This window comes from Mycobacterium parmense, assembly GCF_010730575.1.
Taxonomy (GTDB): Bacteria; Actinomycetota; Actinomycetes; order Mycobacteriales; family Mycobacteriaceae; genus Mycobacterium; species Mycobacterium parmense.
This window is the reverse complement of the sequence record NZ_AP022614.1, coordinates 5,173,930-5,191,286: the sequence shown is the minus strand read 5'-3', so window position 1 is coordinate 5,191,286 and position 17,357 is coordinate 5,173,930. Positions and strand designations below refer to the sequence as shown.

The window sequence follows — 17,357 nt, the reverse complement described above, 5'->3', positions numbered from 1 at the left end:
GGACGCTCTTCTTGAACAGCTTCTGCCGCAGTATTTTTGGTCGCGGCGACTGTTGGCAGGCAGCGCAGTCCCGCAGTGCAGGCAGTTCATCGCGGCGGCAGCGACCTGCCGGCGCGAGTGCGCGGCGTGACCGACCGGGCCTCACCGACCGCCGCTGACTCGTCGTCGGTGACGGGCGTGGCCGCTGCCACGGTTTCGGGTTCGGGAATCAGCAACTCGTCGACCCCGCAGCCGAGGACGGCGCAGATGACGTCCAGGTCGTTCAGTTTGATGGCGTTGGGGTTGCCCGACCACAGGCCCGACATCTTGCCGGCGCTGATGACCAGACCGCGGTCGGCGAGCATCCGCTGGAGTTCGCTGGCCTTCCAGATGCCGCGATTGGCCGCGGCCAATCGCAGGTTCCATTTCATCGAGCGAGTCCTTTCCATCGATCGGCGACCCGGCGTTGCCCGGTGACCCAGGCATCTTCGACGTGGGTGGCGTGCACGTGGATATACCGAGCCGTTGTGCCCGTCCAGGCGTGACCTAATAGTTCCTGGATCGCGAATAGGTTCATACCGGCCAGATAAAGCTGGGATGCGCAGAAATGCCGCAGCACATGCGGTGTCAGCTTCCCCGACCACCTCGGCAGATATCGGTCGGTGGCCTCGGCCAGGGCGCGGCGATAGACGTCGGCGGTCGCGCGCATACACGTCCCGTCGATGTTCTTGCGTTCGGACGGAAACAGCGGCGCAGCATGGTTTTTCGGGTCGACATCGAACAGGCCCAGCACGTCTTCGATGAACCACTGCAGGCTGCGGTCGGCGCCGTTGATCAGTGGCACTACCCGCGGCTTGGGACCTTTGCGACGAGATCCCTTGCCATGACGGACGTTCAGCTTGCCGAACCGGCCCAGCTCCCAGCGCACGTCATCCAGGTCGAGCATCCGCGCCTCGTTGATCCGCAATCCGACATCGGCCACCAGGCGAGCCACGGCGTAGTTTCGGGCGGTCGGGGCGAACTTGCGGCAGGTGACCAGCTCCCCGCGCCACCCGCGAACAGCTGCTCCACCTCGTCGGCGGTCGGCGGGATGCGCAGCTGCGGATCCACCCACGCCCGCGGTCGGTTGATCTCATCGAGCGGGCACTCGATGACCCGGCCGCTGAGATTGTGCAACTCGACCTTGTGACGCAGTTCGAGGAACTGAAAGTACACCGTCAGCGCGGCCGCCCGCCCGGTCCGAGTCGACGCCCGGGCATCACGCAGCACCTTGCCGAAGTAGGTGTCGGCGTCAGCAGGCTGGATCTCCCACAGCGGCCGACCGAACCAGTCCCGGATCAGCTCAAGGTGATTCACGTCGTTGCGGATGGTCGAGTCGACCAACCCGGCCGATGCCCGGGCAAGGACGAATCCGGCCAGCACATCGGTCTCGAAGCCGGCGAGCTCATCCTCGGTCGCCGGTGCCCGCTGCTCCCTCAGGTCCCGCACGACAGCCAGAGCCAACCCACGCCTCCTCAACTTCACCCACAGTGAAGAATCATCAGCTGATCAGTTATCCAGTCGGCAAAGATGATGCCACTTCATTCGCGGGTTTTGCAGCAGGGACACGCCCACAACAGCTGGTCCAGGCACTCGACGGGCTGGCGCACACCACTCGGTGGCTCAGGAACCCGTCGACTGTTGGTTAACTACCGCATATAGCGCAATCGGTTGTACTTCAACGTAGTCGAGCGCCACTATACATTCCCGATAATCCGCCGCCATACGCATCGCACGCTCTTGCAACCGGTTTCGACGTGATGCAGCGAGTGTGGCACTAACGCATTGTGATTCACTCGATGAGTCAATTCCTAGGGCCGATAACCGGGCGAGCGGTCGAGCGGGCGGGCGTTTCCAGCAAACGCTCCTGCCTGTGGTCCTACTGCGCAGCCGCTCCCCCGCCGGGGGATTGGAGCCTGCTTTGGCCCGCCAACCCGAAGCCCAACAACGCATGTTCGTGCCCTTCCTCATCACGGTGGGCCTCGTCGAAGCAGCGACCTGGGAACGTCTCCCTACGACAAGGTGGAGACCGTAGCCACCGTCCGCCGACACCGCGGACCGCGAGGGGCGCAGCGTTGATCAATGAAATTGACCACCGCTGCGAAAATGCCGAAATGCGCCCCATGCTGCGGCGATCGCCCTATCGTTTGTGCCATGACGGGGGTAGGCATGCCGGCGTGGCCGGCAACAATGGCAGCATTCGTGCTCGAACTCGCCGGGATCGTGCCACCGCTAGATCCAAGAGTGCGAAATGAATTGGCTCAAGACGAAGAGAGTGTCGAGCTCGCGCAGCGTCTAGCGGAAGAACCCTCGCTACAAGATATCGTGTTCTCGGATGCGGATCATCCGTCGCTCCACACCCCTACCGTATTGTCTTTCACCGCAGAATCGTGGGCTCAGGCGCGCTCAGGTCTGGGCATCGTTGAGCGGGGTCAGGGCGAGCGCATCGCGGCCATCTGGCACACGGCGGTTCCGCTGGTCAACGGTGACTACCTGTTGACCCCGGATCCGGGTCACCCTGAAGCGGTGTCGTTCTATCGAGCCACGCGCAATGACGACGAGGGTGCGATCGATTTTCGCGTGGGCACTGCGTCGAGGGGCCCGTATGAGGTCGTGTGGGAGGACAACGACGACCGCTGCCATCTCAGACGATTCTTCAACGGCCTCTTGCAATGCAAGGTGGTCGGGTGCAGCGAGGTGTGTCATAGAGGCATCGAGGTGGACCCCATAACGGGCGCACAGTCATTTCCGTGCGGGTGTCCCTGATGTTCGGCATCGACTGGATTATTTGGGGCGTCATCATTGCCGCCGCCACGTTGGGGGCCGCAATCGGCGTGCCGGTCGTCCTCTACATCCGTCAGAACCGCGCCAACATCACGGTGACAAGCGAATTCGACAAGACCGGGTTCGTGGAAGTCGTCCTCGCCAAGGAGGGAAGCGGGGCCGCGCAAGTCGATTCGGTTGAACTCATGGCAGCTGGCACCAACACCAAGCTGCCATTAATCGGACGTTCCAAAACTGGTGCCGGGCCAATCAACTTCGATGGCGGCAAAGCCAAGATTCGCGTCTACTTCACACTCACCAGCGGGGCGAGTGCAACCGATGCCATCGAGGTACACGTCGAACACAAAGGCAAATCGTCGAGGGTCAAGTCCACCTGGACGACCAAGACCATATCTCCCCAGGCTGGCACCGAAATGATCGATCTGCGCGACCCGATTGAACCCGAAGCAGACACCACTACGAAAAAGGCGCCTGGCACTGCTGGTACTGGCACGACTGGGGCGAATCCGCCAGCAGCTCAATCAAATACACCCGCGCCAGGACTTTCCAACCCGCAGCGTGACACAGACGATCCCGACGTCAAGACGTAGAGCGTCCATCACGTCGAGGTCTCCCCCGGCGCCTCCAAGGAAGCCCGGTCGCGGAGGTTCGCGGCTGTGGCCCACACAACGGAAGGCCGTCGGGGACAGCCTTCGGGTGAGGATCCACCGGCGATACCGAATATCGCGATGTGGACATCCCACGTTGCCGAGACGCGGGTCGGATTGGCCATATCTGACTATTGCGGCCGCCGCCCGGCGGAGCCATTCGAGACCTGGATGCTTCGAGGCTGTGCCACGCCTCCGTAGCCCTGGCAAGTCCCCCGTCTGACGCTAATTTTGCCCGCGGCCACGGGCTACTTGACCCGTCGTGTGCGGGCGCATGGTTGGTGTGCGACGACCATCGAGACTTTGCACAGTGCACGAAACACCAAGGGGCGGTGTGTAAGTCGTGTGTTGGCACTGTGCTGGTGGAGTGGTCGTATTCGAAACCTGCGGTATTGCCGTGGTGGGCTAGCGGTTTTCGGGTCCGACGTTCTGGCTGCACTGGTCAGGTGCCCGGATCTCGCCGGCCGCGAACCTCCATCGGACGCGGGCGTTCTGGGGGTGAGCTGTTGCGGTAGGAGATGTTCAGAAATGCTCAAAGTCGTTGACTATCGAGCACACGCGTGGTCGCAGATTGGTCTGCGGGGGGAGCTAGCGTGGCCGTATGCCGGTAAACACGACGTCGTGAATTGTTCGTGCGATTAGATCTTCGTCGAGCGTATCGTCGGTGATTAGGTAGGTCAGTGCGCTGGTGGTGACTGCACCGAATAGCGCGATGGCGGCAGCTCTGGGGTTGTCGAGAGCCTCGAGTGAACGGTCGTTAGCGCCCGCGCGAAGCAAGGTCTCGACGGGTTCGAAGTAGGCAGTGCTGATCATGTTGGCGATGACGGGCATGCGGGCGGCGCGGCCCAGTTCTCCTATGAGGGCGCGACAGACAGCGGGCCGCTGGGCCATCACGCGCAGTTGGGCACTGATGACGTCGTGCAGGCGTTGGGCGGCGGCGCCGTCTGCCTCGACGATCGCGGTGACCTCGTGCGCGACGTGTTGTAGGGCGTCTTCGAGGAGGAAGGCGAGTATTTCTTCTTTGCCGGCGAAGTAGTAGTAGAGCGTGGCCTTGGCGATGCCCGTGGTCGCGGCGACGTCTTCGATCTTTGTGTCGTTGAGCCCGCGCTCGGCGAAGAGTTCGGCCGCGGCAGGCAACCGGTCGGCAATCTGAGCGGGAATCTTCCGCATAAAGTCCTCCCCTCGGTTTAAACTCTCAGTCTAAACCGACGTTCTGCAATGTGGCAGGAGACGCTATGTCGACGGTACAACTTCGCTACGATCCCTTTGACGCGGAAATTCAGGACGACCCCTACCCCGTCTACCGGCAGCTACGCGACGCGGCACCGGTCTATCACGCCGCCGATACCAACACCTGGGTACTTAGTCGCCACGCGGATGTCATCAGCGCGCTGCTTGACCATCACAGCTACTCGTCGGTCGACGGAGTATTTCCGACTCCACCGGGCTCGACTTTTCGCGAATCGCTGCTGCCGATGATGATTTTGATGGATCCCCCGCGACACGATCAGCTGCGGGCATTGGTTAGCAAGGCCTTCACCCCGCGACGAATCGCGGCGCTGACGTGCGCGATCGAGGACCTCGCTGATCAGTTGACGGCCGGCCTGATCCAGGAAGCCAGTTCGGCCGATTTCGTCGCCGACTTCGCAGCTGTACTACCAGCGATGGTGATCGCTGATTTGCTCGGTGTGCCGCGCGAGGACCGTACACAATTTCGGCGATGGTCGAACGCGTTGGTGCAGTCCAATCCCACCCACGGCGAGACCGGCGAGGCTTTGGCAGCCGCGGCCGCGATCTATGGCTACTTCACCGATTTCCTCGCCGACCGCCGCGGCCAACCGCGCGACGATTTGATGTCAGCGTTGGTGTGTGCCGAGATCGACGGAAAGCACCTTAGTGACGACGAACTGCTTGGCTTTTGCCTGCTGCTGCTGATCGCCGGTCATGAGACGACGTCGAATCTGCTGGCCAACGCCGCGGTGGTACTGGCCGACTATCGCGACACCCGCCACCGGCTGGCTGGCGATGAGAGCTTGCTCGGGGCAGCTGTTGAGGAGCTGCTGCGGTATGACTCACCGGCTCAAGGACTTTCGCGAACGTTGACCCGCGACGTGACAGTGCATGGCGTCACAATGTCGGCGGGTGATTCGGTGCTGTTGTTGTTCGGCTCGGCTAATCGTGACGAACGCGTGTTCGCTGATCCCGACGTGTTTGACATCGGGCGCAAACCCGAACACCAAGTGGCATTCGGCCGAGGCATTCACTTCTGTCTCGGTGCGTCCTTGGCCCGGATGGAGGCCCGGATCGCGTTGCGCGCCTTGCTGGCCCGCGTGCCCAACTGGGAAGTCGACTTGGGCCGCGCGCAGCGCCTGCGGTCGGGCCCGATCCGAGGCTATTTGTCGTTGCCGATCTCCTGGTCGGCGAACTAGCCGCGCTGCGGTCCAATTGGCTGTGACCGATCCAGTCGAATGGGCGGTGGGGCGCCCAACTAGCGGGAGATGGTTGGCTGGGGAGGATTCACGTTGGCGCTGCGATGAAGAAAATGTGGATCGTCCTGGTCATCGTGGCGGTGGTGGCGGTAGCGGGCTTCTGCGTACTGCGGCTTCGCACCTTTTTCGGCGTCCACGACGATCAGACGATGACCAGCGGCATCGCCGATGAGATCAAGCCGTTCAATCCCAAGCGCGTGGTTTACCAGGTTTATGGTCCCCCGGGGACGGTGGCCAACATCAACTACTTGGACATCAATGCCCAGCCCCAGAAAGCTAGCAACGTGCCTTTGCCCTGGACGCTCTCGGTTACCTCGACGCTGCCCTCGGTGAGCGTCAACATCGTCGCGCAGGGCGACAGCAACCAAATCGGCTGCCGGATCATCGTGGACGAGGTGGTCAAGGACGAAAGGTCGAGTCAGGGTATGAATGCGCAAACGTTCTGCATAGTGAAGTCCGCATGACCGATGACCGGGCCGCAGGGCTGCCGCATATGCCGGTTTTCGCGCGAACGGTCCACAAACTCGCGGTGCCCGTCGTCTTTGCCTGGGTGGGGCTTGTCGTCGTCCTCAGCGTCTTGGTTCCATCGCTGGACGCGGTCGCCGAAGAACACACCGTGTCGATGAGCCCCAAGGACGCGCCGTCGATGCAAGCGATGAAGCACATCGGCAAAGTATTCAACGAATTCAACAGTGACAGTGCGGTCATGATCGTGCTGGAAGGTGACAAGCCGCTGGGCGATGAGGCCCACCATTTCTACGACCAGATCGTCCGCAAACTCGAGGCTGACACGAAACACGTCCAGCACGTCCAGGACTTCTGGGGGGATCCGCTGACGGCCGCCGGTTCGCAAAGCTCCGACGGCAAGGCCGCCTATGTGCAGGCGTATCTTGCTGGTAACCAGGGCGAGAGCCTGGCCAGCGAGTCTGTCGCGGCGGTCCGCAAGATCGTGGACAGCGTGCCTGCGCCGTCGGGGTCAAGGCCTATGTGACCGGCGCTGGGGCGTTGATCGCCGATCAGCACTCGGCCGGACAAAGAGCCTCCAGAAGGTCACGATCATCACCTTCGTGGTGATCATCGTGATGTTGCTGTGGGTATACCGCTCGATTATCACCGTGTTCAGCACGTTGTTCATGGTGGTGATCGAGGTGATGGCGGCTCGGGGGGTTGTCGCTTTCCTGGCCTACAACAACATCATGGGATTGTCGACCTTCGCGGTTAATATTTTGGTGCTGTTGGCCATCGCCGCTGGGACAGACTATGCGATCTTTATTCTCGGCCGATATCAAGAGGCGCGCGGCCTAGGCGAGGACCGCGAAAAAGCCTTCTACACCATGTTCCACGGAACCGCGCACGTCGTCCTTGGCTCTGGCCTGACTATTGCCGGTGCGATGTATTGCCTGAGCTTTACCCGGCTTCCGTATTTCCAGACTATGGGTATCCCTTGTGCGGTCGGGATGCTGGTCGCCGTTGCTGCCGCGCTGACCTTGGGTCCGGCGGTCCTGACCGTCGGCAGTTTCTTCAAGCTGTTCGATCCTAAGCGCAAGATGCGGACCCGGGATGGCGACGGGTGGGCACCGCGATCGTGCGCTGGCCCGGGCCAATTCTCGCGGTGTCAGTCGCGATCGCCCTCATCGGTCTACTCGCCCTACCCGGTTATCAAACCAATTACGACAACCGGCTGTATTTACCCCCGAGCGTCCCCGCGAATATCGGCTACGCCGCCGCCGAACGGCATTTCCCCGCGTCCCGGATGAATCCGGAATTGTTGATGATCGAGACCGATCACGACATGCGCAACCCGGCGGGCATGCTGGTGTTGGACCGGATCGCCAGGGGTCTTCCACATCCGGGTGTCGCGCGCGTCCAGGCGATCACCCGGCCGCTGGGAACGCCGATCGAGCACACCTCAATCCCGTTCCAGATCAGCATGCAAAACACCACGCAGGTCGAAAACCAGCAGTACATGCACCAGCGCATGGACGACATGCTCAAGCAGGCCGACGCGATGCAACAGTCCATCGACACCATGCAGCGCATGTACAACATCACCTCGCAGATGGCCGCGGTCACCCACCACATGGACGGCCTCACGCATGAAATGTTGGATGTCACAAACACATTGCGCGACAACATCGCCAACTTCGATGATTTCTTCCGGCCGATTCGCAGCTACTTCTACTGGGAAAAGCACTGCTTCGACATCCCGGGCTGCTGGTCGCTGCGATCCCTCTTCGACGCGCTCGACGGTCTGGATCAGATCACCGAAAAATTCACCTATCTTGCCGGCGACATATCTCAGCTGGACGCCTTGATGCCGCAGATGCTGGCGCAGATGCCGCCCATGATCGCCACCATGACGACCATGAAGCAAATGATGCTGACCATGCACAGCTCGATGTCGTCGCTGTATGACCAGATGGACGTGATGAGCCAAAACTCGACCGCCATGGGCCAGGCCTTCGACGCCGCCAAGAACGACGACTCGTTCTACATCCCGCCGGAAGTCTTCGACAACCCCGACTTCAAGCGCGGTCTGAAGATGTTCCTGTCGCCGGACGGGCACGCGGCCCGCTTCATCATCTCCCATGAAGGGGATCCCGCGACCCCGGAAGGCATTTCGCACGTCGAGCCGATCAAGAACGCAGCCAAGGAAGCCATCAAGGGAACTCCGCTGGAGGGCGCCAAGATCTACCTTGCCGGCACCGCCGCGGTCTACAAGGACATGCGCGACGGCTCCAAATACGACCTGATGATCGCGGCAATAGCTGCGGCCAGCCTGATTTTGATCATCATGCTGATCATCACCCGAAGCCTGGTCGCCGCGGTCACCATCGTGGGCACGGTGCTGATCTCGTTGGGCGCCTCGTTCGGACTGTCCGTGCTGGTGTGGCAGGACATCATCGGCTTCAAACTGCACTGGATGGTGCTGGCGATGTCCATCATCTTGATGCTGGCCGTCGGATCCGACTACAACCTGCTGCTGGTGTCCCGTTTCAAAGAAGAAATCGGTGCCGGTTTGAAAACCGGAATCATCCGCTCGATGGCCGGCACCGGTGCGGTGGTGACGTCTGCGGGCCTGGTCTTCGCCGCCACCATGGCCTCGTTCATATTCAGCGATTTGAAAGTCGTCGGGCAGGTCGGCACCACCATCGGCCTGGGTCTGCTGTTCGACACCCTGATCGTGCGCTCATTCATGATGCCGTCCGTCGCCGCGCTGCTGGGGCGCTGGTTCTGGTGGCCGCAGCAGGTACGCACTCGCCCGGCCAGCCAGCTACTTCGGCCCTACGGGCCACGTTCGGCGGTTCGCGCCTACCTGCTGCCCCGGCAAGATGACCCGCAGTCGGCGACCACCGACCGGTTCCCGGCGGCCTCACCGCACTACTAAGCCATCACCGCTATCGCCGCCCAGTCCTTTAGCGGCACATCCACGACGGTCCGCGTAACCGGCCCTCCCGCGACGTTCAGCGATCAAATCGATTCGGCTGAGCAGGATTTGATTGTCATCTCCGTCGTGACCGCCGGGCTGATAGCGCTGATCTTGCTGGTCATCTACAGGTCACTGTTTACCGCGTTGCTGCCTCTGTTGGTTATCGGGGTCAGCCTTGCGGTAGGGCGCGGAGTGCTCTCGGCGCTGGGCGAAGCGGGAATGCCGGTGTCGCGATTCACCATCGCGTTCATGACGGCGATTCTGTTGGGCGCCGGCACCGATTATTCGGCATTTTTGATCAGCCGGTATCACGAGCAGCGCCGCCAGGACGTCTCGGCTGACCTCGCGGTGATCAACGCAACCGCCACCATCGGCCGGGTGATCCTGGCCTCCGCCGCGACTGTGGCGTTTGCATTTCTGGCCATGGTTCTTTGCAAAGCTGAGCGTTTTTGGCGCGCTGGGCCCAGCGTGCGCGATAGCCGTCTTCGTCGGAGTCGCGGCCACCGTGACATTGTTCCCTCCGGTATTGGCGCTGGCCGCCAAACGGCGGCATTGGCGAACCCAAAGCCGACCGCACACGCCGCTACTGGAACTGGATCGCCGTGGCCGTAGTCCGCCGACCCACCCCACTGCTGGCCGCCAGCCTGGCCCTTGTATTAGGGCTAGCGGCTGTCGCGCTGACCATGCGCATGAGCTACGACGACCGCCAAGGAGAGCCGGACACAACCGCCAGCAACGAAGGTTATCACCTGCTGGACAGGCACTTTCGCAAAGATATCGTCATCACCCAGTTCATGGTCGTGGAATCACGGACCGATATGCACACCGGTAAAGGCCTGGCCGACCTGGATGAGATGGCGTCTCGCGTGTCGCAATTGCCGGGCGTCACCAAAGTATCCGGCGTCACCCGGCCCACCGGGGCACGACTCGATCAGGCACAGCTCTCTTGGCAAAACGTCCAGATCGGCAACAAGATGGCCGATGCCGTCGCCAAAGGAGACGCCCACAAGACCGATCTCACCAAACTCACCGGCGGTGCCGACCAACTCGCCAGCGGCCTGGCGCAACTTGACACCACCCTTCGCACAGCGTTGACTCCGCTGACCGGTATCCTTAACCAAGCCCAGTCCAGCGGCTCGCAATTTCAGCGCTTTCGCCCTCTGCTGCAGCAACTTTCGACTACCACACCGACCATCGACCAAGCTATCCGAGCCGGACCTGGGCTACGTCAAGAAGCTCAACAAGCTCAGAATGCGATCGCCACGATCGACCCGCTGGTCGGTGCGCTCAACACCTCCCCCTGGTTTGCCTCCACACCCGAGTGCACCCAGATCCGCGACCAGGTACGGATTCTGGTGACCTTGCGCGATGGCGGCTTTTTCAGCCAGCTCGCCAACCTCGGCGACATGTACCAGCCGGGCGGCGATACTGCGGGGGGCACCATGGCAGACCTGCAGAACACGGTCACCTCGCTGAACAAGGCGTTCGGAGCGCTCGGCGACCCCGCCGACATGGCCGGCAACATCCGCCGCCTCCAAAACGGCATCAGCCAGCTCGCATCGGGCGCACAAGCCCTAGCCACCGGTGTGCATACCCTTGCCGACAGCAACATCGAAATGTTGTCCGGCATGAGTCAGATCGCCACCCAACTACAGAATTCCGCGCGGTCCAGCGCCGGTTCGGACAACTCCAGCGGCTTTTGCCTCCCGGCTAACGCCTTCGAGAATCGCCAGTTCTCCGATGTGGCAAAGCACTTCCTGTCCGCTGACGGCAAGACCGCACGCTTCGCCATCGAATCCAGCTACAACCCCTACAGCAGCGAAGCGATGGATCTCGCTCAGAAGATCACCCAAGTTGCCGATGCTGCACGCCCAACACCTCCTTGGCCAACGCCAAAATATCGATGGCCGGATTCCCCGCCGTCAACTCCGATATCCAGCGCCTTCTGTCGGCCGACTTCCATCTGCTGGCCATTGCCACGCTCGTCATCGTCGGACTGATCCTCGTCGTTCTCCTGCGCGCCTTGGTGGCCCCGCTCTACCTGCTCGGTACGGTCGTGCTCAACTACGCAGCCGCACTGGGCATCGGGACGCTCGTTTTCCAATACGGCCTCGGTAAGAAAATCGCTTGGCTGGTACCGCTTTTGGCGTTCATCATCTTGATCGCGGTGGGCGCCGACTACAACATGCTGCTGATCTCGCGGTTACGCGAGGAATCCGCTCACAACATCCGCGTCGGCGTACTGCGCACGGTCGCAAACACCGGCTCAGTCATCACTTCCGCCGGGCTCATCTACGCGGCCAGCATGTTCGGCCTTATGGTCGGTTCGGTCGCGATCATGATCCAAGCCGGGCTCATCATCGGCTGTGGCCTACTACTCGACACCTTTGTTGTCCGCACTCTCACGGTTCCCGCGATCGCCACATTGCTCCGTGAGACCAGCTGGTGGCCGCAACGTAAACGTGAGGACGCTTGAAACTCTTGCATTTTGACTAAAATACCGACGATTACGCACCTTCATCTGAGTCATGAGCGGTGTTGGGTCCAGCGAAGCGGACGAGCTGGTCAAGAAGCTCTCCGAAACCGGCGATGTCGCCGTGGGCGGCGAAGTGTTCGGGTTCTACCGTGATGAAAACCGCTGTTGCGGTGAAACGAATGACGCCATCTTCACCGACCCCCTCGCCAGTGTAAGGCACGTCCTTGCCGCACGCTGATACGTGCGCTAATGCGGTGGGGCTGGTGTAGCGGAACCGGCGCTAGATACTCGATCGCGAGATTGCGCGTGACCGCAGGCGTGCCGGCGATCCACAGGGTGAAGCCCAAAAGGTCGTCGCACGCCGCCGCGATAGCCCCGCCGTGCGCCAAGCCGGGCGCACCGATATGACGCTCATCGAATGCCACATCGGCATATACCTCATCGTCCAGACGATAGACCTCTAGCTGCAGGCCACTGGAATTCTCGGGTCCCGCAACCCATACAGGTAGGCGTGTGTGACGGCAGGCGTTGCGGTTCAGTTGAATTTGGAGCATCCAAGGTTGCGGCCTCGTTTCCGGTTGGACGTGTTCGATAACTTCGGCCATTGCGGCCTTAAACGACGAGAAATCCCGCATTAAGGTGCCGAACGCAGCAACTTGGCGTATGCCGACCTGGCAAAGTGCAGCTCATGGTCACGGCGAGCCGCGCCGGGCGATCCAAGCGCCAGTACGGTCCGCTTCGGCGCGATACCGTTAGCACGGTACCGCAGGCATTTTGGACACGCTGCGTCACGATGGTCGAACACCGTCAGGGGGCCATTCGTCGACGCCGTCTTCGAGCGGCACATCCAGAGATCGCAGGAGCGCAGAAAAGAGTCGCCAGTTGCCAATCGCCGCGACAAGTTCTACAAGGAGCCCCGGGTCTGCTTGCAACGCATCTCGGCACACAGCCCACGTGCCATCCGAGATGGTGCCGTCACGCAGTGTCTCATCGGTCGCCGCAAGTACAGCACGTTCGGCATCGCCAAAGTGGTTAGCATTCTGCCAATCTCGCACCGCGAGCAGGTCACGCTCGGACACGTCGAGCATTCGTGCGAGTCGCCAATGTTGCGTCCATTCATAGACCGAGCCGGTGACCCAGCCGATTCGCATGATGATCAGCTCTCGCAGCCGCGCGTCGAGGTCCCCGGTCCACAGCAACGCCTCCAGCAGTCCGTTCAAGGCCATTGCCACACTAGGCTGGTGAAGCGCGATTCGGAATATCGACAACTCCGCTATGGCTTCGGGGATGCCACATTGAGCAGCGCGCCGGCGCGCGTCTGTCAGGCCGAGCATTTCGACGCGGTTTCCACTGCCCACAGTCGGTCCTTAAGTTCGTAGGTGCAGTTACTTCGTGTTGTTACGTTGTGCTGTGACCCGGGTGGGTCGGGTGAGGCGGCATGTCGGTTGCCGGCCTGGTGGTGCGGCTTGAAAGGACTGGCCGCCCGGCCTTCCTGGACTTCCTCGGGCCGCTGATTGAGATCTGCGACGTGATCGCTTGTTTAAGGAAATGCTGGCGGGGTTGTCCGTGGGGATCGTGTTGGCAGACAAGCGGATAGGAGATCGATGGCAGCGGGCCAGTTGTGGGCTGGGGTTGATGTCGGCAAGGAACATCACTGGGTGTGCGTGGTCGACAACAGCGGCACGGTGGTGTTGTCGCGCAGACTCGGCAACGAGGAGCAACCGATCCGTGCGCTGATCGGCGAGATTGACTCGTTGGCTGATCAGGTTGCCTGGACGGTGGACCTGACCACGGTGTATGCCGCCCTGTTGTTGACCGTGTTGGCTGATGCCGGCAAGTCGGTGCGCTACCTGGCGGGCCGTGCGGTCTGGCAAGCCTCGGCGGTCTATCGAGGTGGTGAAGCCAAGACCGACGCCAAAGACGCCCGGGTGATCGCTGATCAGTCGCGGATGCGCGGCGATGACTTGCCACTGCTGCATCCCGACGACGATCTGATCACCGAACTGCGGCTGCTCACCGCTCATCGCGCCGACCTGGTCGCTGACCGCACCCGCACGATCAACCGACTGCGCCAACAACTCGTTGCGGTGTGTCCGGCGCTGGAGCGGGCCGCCCAGCTCAGCGCTGACCGGGGCTGGGTAGTGCTGCTGGCGCGCTACCAGCGCCCCAAAGCCATCCGCCAGACCGGTATTTCGCGGCTGACCCGGATCCTGGCCGACGCCGGAGTGCGTAATGCCGCGGCCATTGCGGCGGCTGCGGTGGCGGCCGCCAAAACTCAAACGGTCCGACTGCCCGGCGAACAAGTGGCCGCCGGACTGATCGCTGATCTGGCGCAGGGGGTGATTGCCCTCGATGACCGCATCAAGACCACCGATGCCGACATCGAGGACCGATTTCGCCGCCATCCACTGGCCGAAGTGATCACCAGCATCCCAGGCATGGGATTTCGGCTCGGTGCTGAATTCCTGGCCGCCGTCGGCGATCCCGAACTGATCGGCTCGGCCGACCAGCTCGCCGCCTGGGCCGGGCTCGCACCGGTATCTCGAGATTCGGGAAAACGCACCGGACGACTGCACACCCCCAAGCGCTACAGCCGCCGGCTGCGCCGGGTGATGTACATGTCCGCACTGACCGCCATCCGCTGCGACCCGGCCTCCCGCGCCTACTACCAACGCAAACGAAACCAAGGCAAACGACCCATCCCAGCCACCATCTGCCTGGCCCGACGCCGCACCAACGTCCTCTACGCACTCATCCGCGACAACCGCACCTGGCAACCCGACTCACCCCCGATCACTCAGTCGGCGGCTTGACATCGTCATTGAGAGTCCTTTCAGTTGGGCACTGCTGGCACGTCAGGCCATCGGTACGAAGACGTTGTGCAAGGCCGGAATCGTGCCCGGCTCGCCATCGGCTAAGACGTCGAGTAATCGTGGTAGGCCCGCGAAACCGGCGACGTCCCGGGATAGTTCATCGAAGGGCCAACGCCCAGAGACGAGCAATTCGATCGCGCTCTGATAGGCGGGGTAATCGACCCCCAGCGAGCCGAGGACGCGTAGTTCTTTGAAAACGAGGAGGTCTGGCTCGAAGCCTGGTGCTCCGCCGCCGCCGCGGGTGCCGGCGATCACCACGCGTCCGCCTGGTCGAGCAAGTGCGACGGCGTCAGCGAATGCACCTGGCGCTTTGGCGGTGACGTCGACGACGACGTCTGCGAGTTGACCGGTCGCTCGTTGCAGGGCCTTGACCGGGTCTTCACGGGTCACGTCAATGGTCAGGTCCACGCCGAACTTGGACGCTGCGGCTAACCGTGGTCGATCGCGTGGTCCGAGTCCGGTCATAGCGACGAATGCCGCTCCGGATTCCTTCGCTGCTACGGCCGAGCAGATGCCGCGGATGCCTGGCCCCAGGACTGCGACGACGTCGCCTGACGCGGTCTCCGGCAGCGTGGCAGCCCATTTGATTCCCGCGCCCAGCGGGTTGAACAACGTAGCGACAATCGGGTCGAGTCTGTCTGGAATCGACAACAGCATGGAATCGAAGGGCAGATGCAGGTGCGTTGCGTACCCTCCCCACAGGCCGGGATCGATGTTTACGTCGACGAAGCCGAACATCGTGGCCAGTCCGTTGCGCGAGCACCTGCGATACTCACCTCGGCGGCACGCGTCGCACTCCCGGCACGATCGAAAAACCTCGACCGCAACCCGATCACCTGCCGACACACCCCAACGCGCGCTTGCGGCGTCACCGACTGCCTCAACGACACCGACGATTTCATGTCCCGGGACGAAGGCGAAGCCCGCTGGTAGGTGACCGCTGTACTGCTCGTGATCGGTTCCGCAGAGCCCGCACGCCTCGATCCGAAGGACTCCGGAGTGGCCGTCGACGGGCGGTACCGCAAGAGTGCGCCGCTCGAGGGCGCGCGGCTTGGTCAGCACGAGCGCATCGGCCTTCATGGCAGTTCGAATTCGACGCGCTGATCAGCGGGCCGCACAGTTACCTGACGTCCGACCATCATCTCTTTTGACATTTCCTTCGCCACCTTCGCATCGTCGTTGCGAGCCGCGACGCGCCGGCCGTCGGGTAGACGCGCGAGAACAGGCACCCACGAAGGGCCAACGTCGCGGTCGTGTACCACCGTGTAGCCGTCGATCGTTGCCCTACCGGATGTGTCGGCGGCAGAAGCGACTGGAACCGCAGTCGCATCAATCGCGGCCTGCGCTTCCGCCATGTCCGGTGTCTGCCACCCAGTCGGCGGCGGCGTCGCCGACCATAGGCCCAACGAGTGCTTCGTGATGTACCAACCTAATCCGGAAACCAGTCCTAGGGCGTCCGGTTCGCTTCGGCAGCGTCGAACCATCTCCACAATCGAGTGGCTGACATAGTTGTTACCCGGTCCTCCGTGGTAGGGCAATCCACCGGTCACCGTGAACCCGCGTGGATCCGCTGGATCGAGATCGAGCGCCTCGATCGCAACTTCGACCGCGGAAGGGAAGCAGGAGTACAAATCGAACCATCCGATGTCATCGGCGGAAAGGTCGCAGGCAGCTAGGAGCGCCCGTCCGACAGCGCGAATTCCCGCGGACCGACTGAGATCGGGCCGCTGAACCGGAAAGTACACGTCGTTGCAAGTGGCCGCGCACCATGGGAAAACCCATCGGTCACGAGGAACACCGATTTCGTCGGCGACTTCGGCAGCCATCATGACGAAGGCGGCTGCCATATCGACGGTGATAATGCTGTTGAGCATCTTGGGATATGGCTCGCACACCATCCGGTTAGTTGGCGAGACCGAGCTGAGCTCACTGGCAGTGCGCGCGCGCGGAAACCATGCCTGGCCGGGATGCCTCGATGCTTCGAGCGTGAAGGGGGCCATCAGGTTTCCCAGCCAGCGACGCTGCTCATCGAAGGTCCGGCCCGATCGAGCCGCAATCGCCGATTCGAAGACCGGGTACACCTGGTGCGGCCAACGCAGTCCAGCACACATCTCGGCCGCGCTCAGACCGGGGCGAGTATCGCCAAGTGACTCATCCCGGCCCTCAACGGGTTTCGGGTCTCGTCGCACCTGACCCGATCCAACCCTACGAGCTGACGCGCCGCTCTCCGCTCCGACGACTAACACCGCGTCGCTGACACCGCGCGCGATGCGGGCGCCGAGCACCTCAACGAGGTACTGAGGCGTATTACCGCCAACCGGACAACTGATGCGCCGTATTGGCGCCAGCCCAGCCGCTTCGGCAATCCTCGTCGCAGGATTGTCACGCGGAATCATCAAGATTCCGGGCGTCGCCACCATATCGATTCGATGCCCGATAGCAGCGCCCGAGTCCTGCAATGCTCGACGCACGGCCTCGGAAGCCAAATCGATGGGGTCAACGACACCGTCGTCGCGGTGCGTGATCTCACCAACTGCGACGACGACCGGAGTGCGGCGTGGAATCGGCAACGGTCAGGCCGCGGTCATCGTCGACGCCTTTGCGACATATCTGCGATATTGTCACATAAGGTGCTATACG

10 protein-coding genes and 5 pseudogenes are annotated in these 17,357 nt (G+C 62.2%); 8 read left to right on the top strand and 7 right to left on the bottom strand.

Features of this window, described 5'->3' with window-relative positions:
* Positions 1-86: 86 nt before the first annotated feature.
* Entirely contained in the window at positions 87-410 is a 324-nt protein-coding gene (locus tag G6N48_RS23950) for a helix-turn-helix domain-containing protein (protein WP_007172299.1), read from the bottom strand.
* Positions 407-1,482 (bottom strand): annotated as a pseudogene (locus G6N48_RS23945) (tyrosine-type recombinase/integrase). Before G6N48_RS23945 ends, G6N48_RS23950 begins: the two are co-directional and overlap by 4 nt.
* Before the next feature lie 457 nt (positions 1,483-1,939).
* On the opposite strand from G6N48_RS23945, the pseudogene G6N48_RS28430 reads away from it, so the two are divergent.
* The 3 genes and pseudogenes from G6N48_RS28430 to G6N48_RS23935 all read left to right on the top strand — a co-directional run.
* Positions 1,940-2,053: pseudogene (locus G6N48_RS28430) on the top strand (hypothetical protein); the annotation flags it as partial.
* 119 nt (positions 2,054-2,172) lie between these two features.
* Positions 2,173-2,784, top strand: a complete 612-nt coding sequence (locus G6N48_RS23940) for a hypothetical protein (RefSeq protein WP_087139652.1) — start codon at positions 2,173-2,175, stop codon at positions 2,782-2,784.
* Positions 2,784-3,392 (top strand): hypothetical protein, encoded by a 609-nt coding sequence (locus G6N48_RS23935; protein ID WP_007172296.1) that lies wholly within the window; start codon positions 2,784-2,786, stop codon positions 3,390-3,392. The genes G6N48_RS23940 and G6N48_RS23935 overlap by 1 nt, the downstream gene beginning before the upstream one ends.
* Positions 3,393-4,037: 645 nt before the next feature.
* On the opposite strand, the gene G6N48_RS23930 is transcribed toward G6N48_RS23935, so the two are convergent.
* Entirely contained in the window at positions 4,038-4,619 is a 582-nt protein-coding gene (locus G6N48_RS23930) for a TetR/AcrR family transcriptional regulator (RefSeq protein WP_007172295.1), read from the bottom strand.
* Between the two features lie 65 nt (positions 4,620-4,684).
* Here G6N48_RS23930 and G6N48_RS23925 point away from each other — a divergent pair, with 65 nt between their 5' ends.
* From G6N48_RS23925 to G6N48_RS23910, 4 genes and pseudogenes are all read left to right on the top strand, one after another.
* Positions 4,685-5,878, top strand: a complete 1,194-nt coding sequence (locus G6N48_RS23925) for a cytochrome P450 (protein WP_007172294.1) — start codon at positions 4,685-4,687, stop codon at positions 5,876-5,878.
* A gap of 104 nt (positions 5,879-5,982) precedes the next feature.
* Positions 5,983-6,402 (top strand): MmpS family transport accessory protein, encoded by a 420-nt coding sequence (locus G6N48_RS23920; RefSeq protein WP_007172563.1) that lies wholly within the window; start codon positions 5,983-5,985, stop codon positions 6,400-6,402.
* Positions 6,399-9,326, top strand: a pseudogene (locus tag G6N48_RS28735) (MMPL/RND family transporter). Before G6N48_RS23920 ends, G6N48_RS28735 begins: the two are co-directional and overlap by 4 nt.
* A pseudogene (locus tag G6N48_RS23910) lies at positions 9,327-11,844 on the top strand (MMPL family transporter); the annotation flags it as partial.
* A 31-nt stretch (positions 11,845-11,875) separates the two neighbouring features.
* Here the strand turns inward: G6N48_RS23910 and G6N48_RS23905 are convergent.
* Together G6N48_RS23905 and G6N48_RS23900 are read right to left on the bottom strand one after the other, a co-directional pair.
* Positions 11,876-12,345 (bottom strand): annotated as a pseudogene (locus G6N48_RS23905) (PaaI family thioesterase).
* Positions 12,346-12,632: 287 nt separating this feature from the next.
* A complete protein-coding gene (locus tag G6N48_RS23900) occupies positions 12,633-13,202 on the bottom strand; it encodes a carboxymuconolactone decarboxylase family protein (protein ID WP_372457562.1) in 570 nt (189 codons plus the stop codon).
* A gap of 246 nt (positions 13,203-13,448) precedes the next feature.
* On the opposite strand from G6N48_RS23900, the gene G6N48_RS23895 reads away from it, so the two are divergent.
* Positions 13,449-14,657 carry an IS110 family RNA-guided transposase gene (locus G6N48_RS23895; protein WP_007172600.1) on the top strand — a complete coding sequence of 403 codons (1,209 nt, stop codon included), beginning with the start codon at positions 13,449-13,451 and terminating at the stop codon, positions 14,655-14,657.
* Positions 14,658-14,699: 42 nt separating this feature from the next.
* On the opposite strand, the gene G6N48_RS23890 is transcribed toward G6N48_RS23895, so the two are convergent.
* Positions 14,700-15,797 carry a zinc-dependent alcohol dehydrogenase gene (locus G6N48_RS23890; RefSeq protein ID WP_007172287.1) on the bottom strand — a complete coding sequence of 366 codons (1,098 nt, stop codon included), beginning with the start codon at positions 15,795-15,797 and terminating at the stop codon, positions 14,700-14,702.
* The gene (locus tag G6N48_RS23885; protein ID WP_007172286.1) at positions 15,794-17,287 is read right to left on the bottom strand and encodes an acetyl-CoA acetyltransferase; all 1,494 of its coding nucleotides are present in this window, start codon (positions 17,285-17,287) and stop codon (positions 15,794-15,796) included. The genes G6N48_RS23890 and G6N48_RS23885 overlap by 4 nt, the downstream gene beginning before the upstream one ends.
* Between the last annotated feature and the right edge of the window lie 70 nt (positions 17,288-17,357).

Bases quoted from the DNA above. Each gene is read 5' to 3' on its own strand.
- G6N48_RS23940 (WP_087139652.1), top strand. From the start codon at position 2,173: ATGACGGGGGTAGGCATGCCGGCGTGGCCGGCAACAATGGCAGCATTC.
- G6N48_RS23950 (WP_007172299.1), bottom strand. From the start codon at position 410: ATGAAATGGAACCTGCGATTGGCCGCGGCCAATCGCGGCATCTGGAAG.
- G6N48_RS23890 (WP_007172287.1), bottom strand. From the start codon at position 15,797: ATGAAGGCCGATGCGCTCGTGCTGACCAAGCCGCGCGCCCTCGAGCGG.
- G6N48_RS23920 (WP_007172563.1), top strand. From the start codon at position 5,983: ATGAAGAAAATGTGGATCGTCCTGGTCATCGTGGCGGTGGTGGCGGTA.
- G6N48_RS23935 (WP_007172296.1), top strand. From the start codon at position 2,784: ATGTTCGGCATCGACTGGATTATTTGGGGCGTCATCATTGCCGCCGCC.
- G6N48_RS23925 (WP_007172294.1), top strand. From the start codon at position 4,685: ATGTCGACGGTACAACTTCGCTACGATCCCTTTGACGCGGAAATTCAG.
- G6N48_RS23895 (WP_007172600.1), top strand. From the start codon at position 13,449: ATGGCAGCGGGCCAGTTGTGGGCTGGGGTTGATGTCGGCAAGGAACAT.
- G6N48_RS23930 (WP_007172295.1), bottom strand. From the start codon at position 4,619: ATGCGGAAGATTCCCGCTCAGATTGCCGACCGGTTGCCTGCCGCGGCC.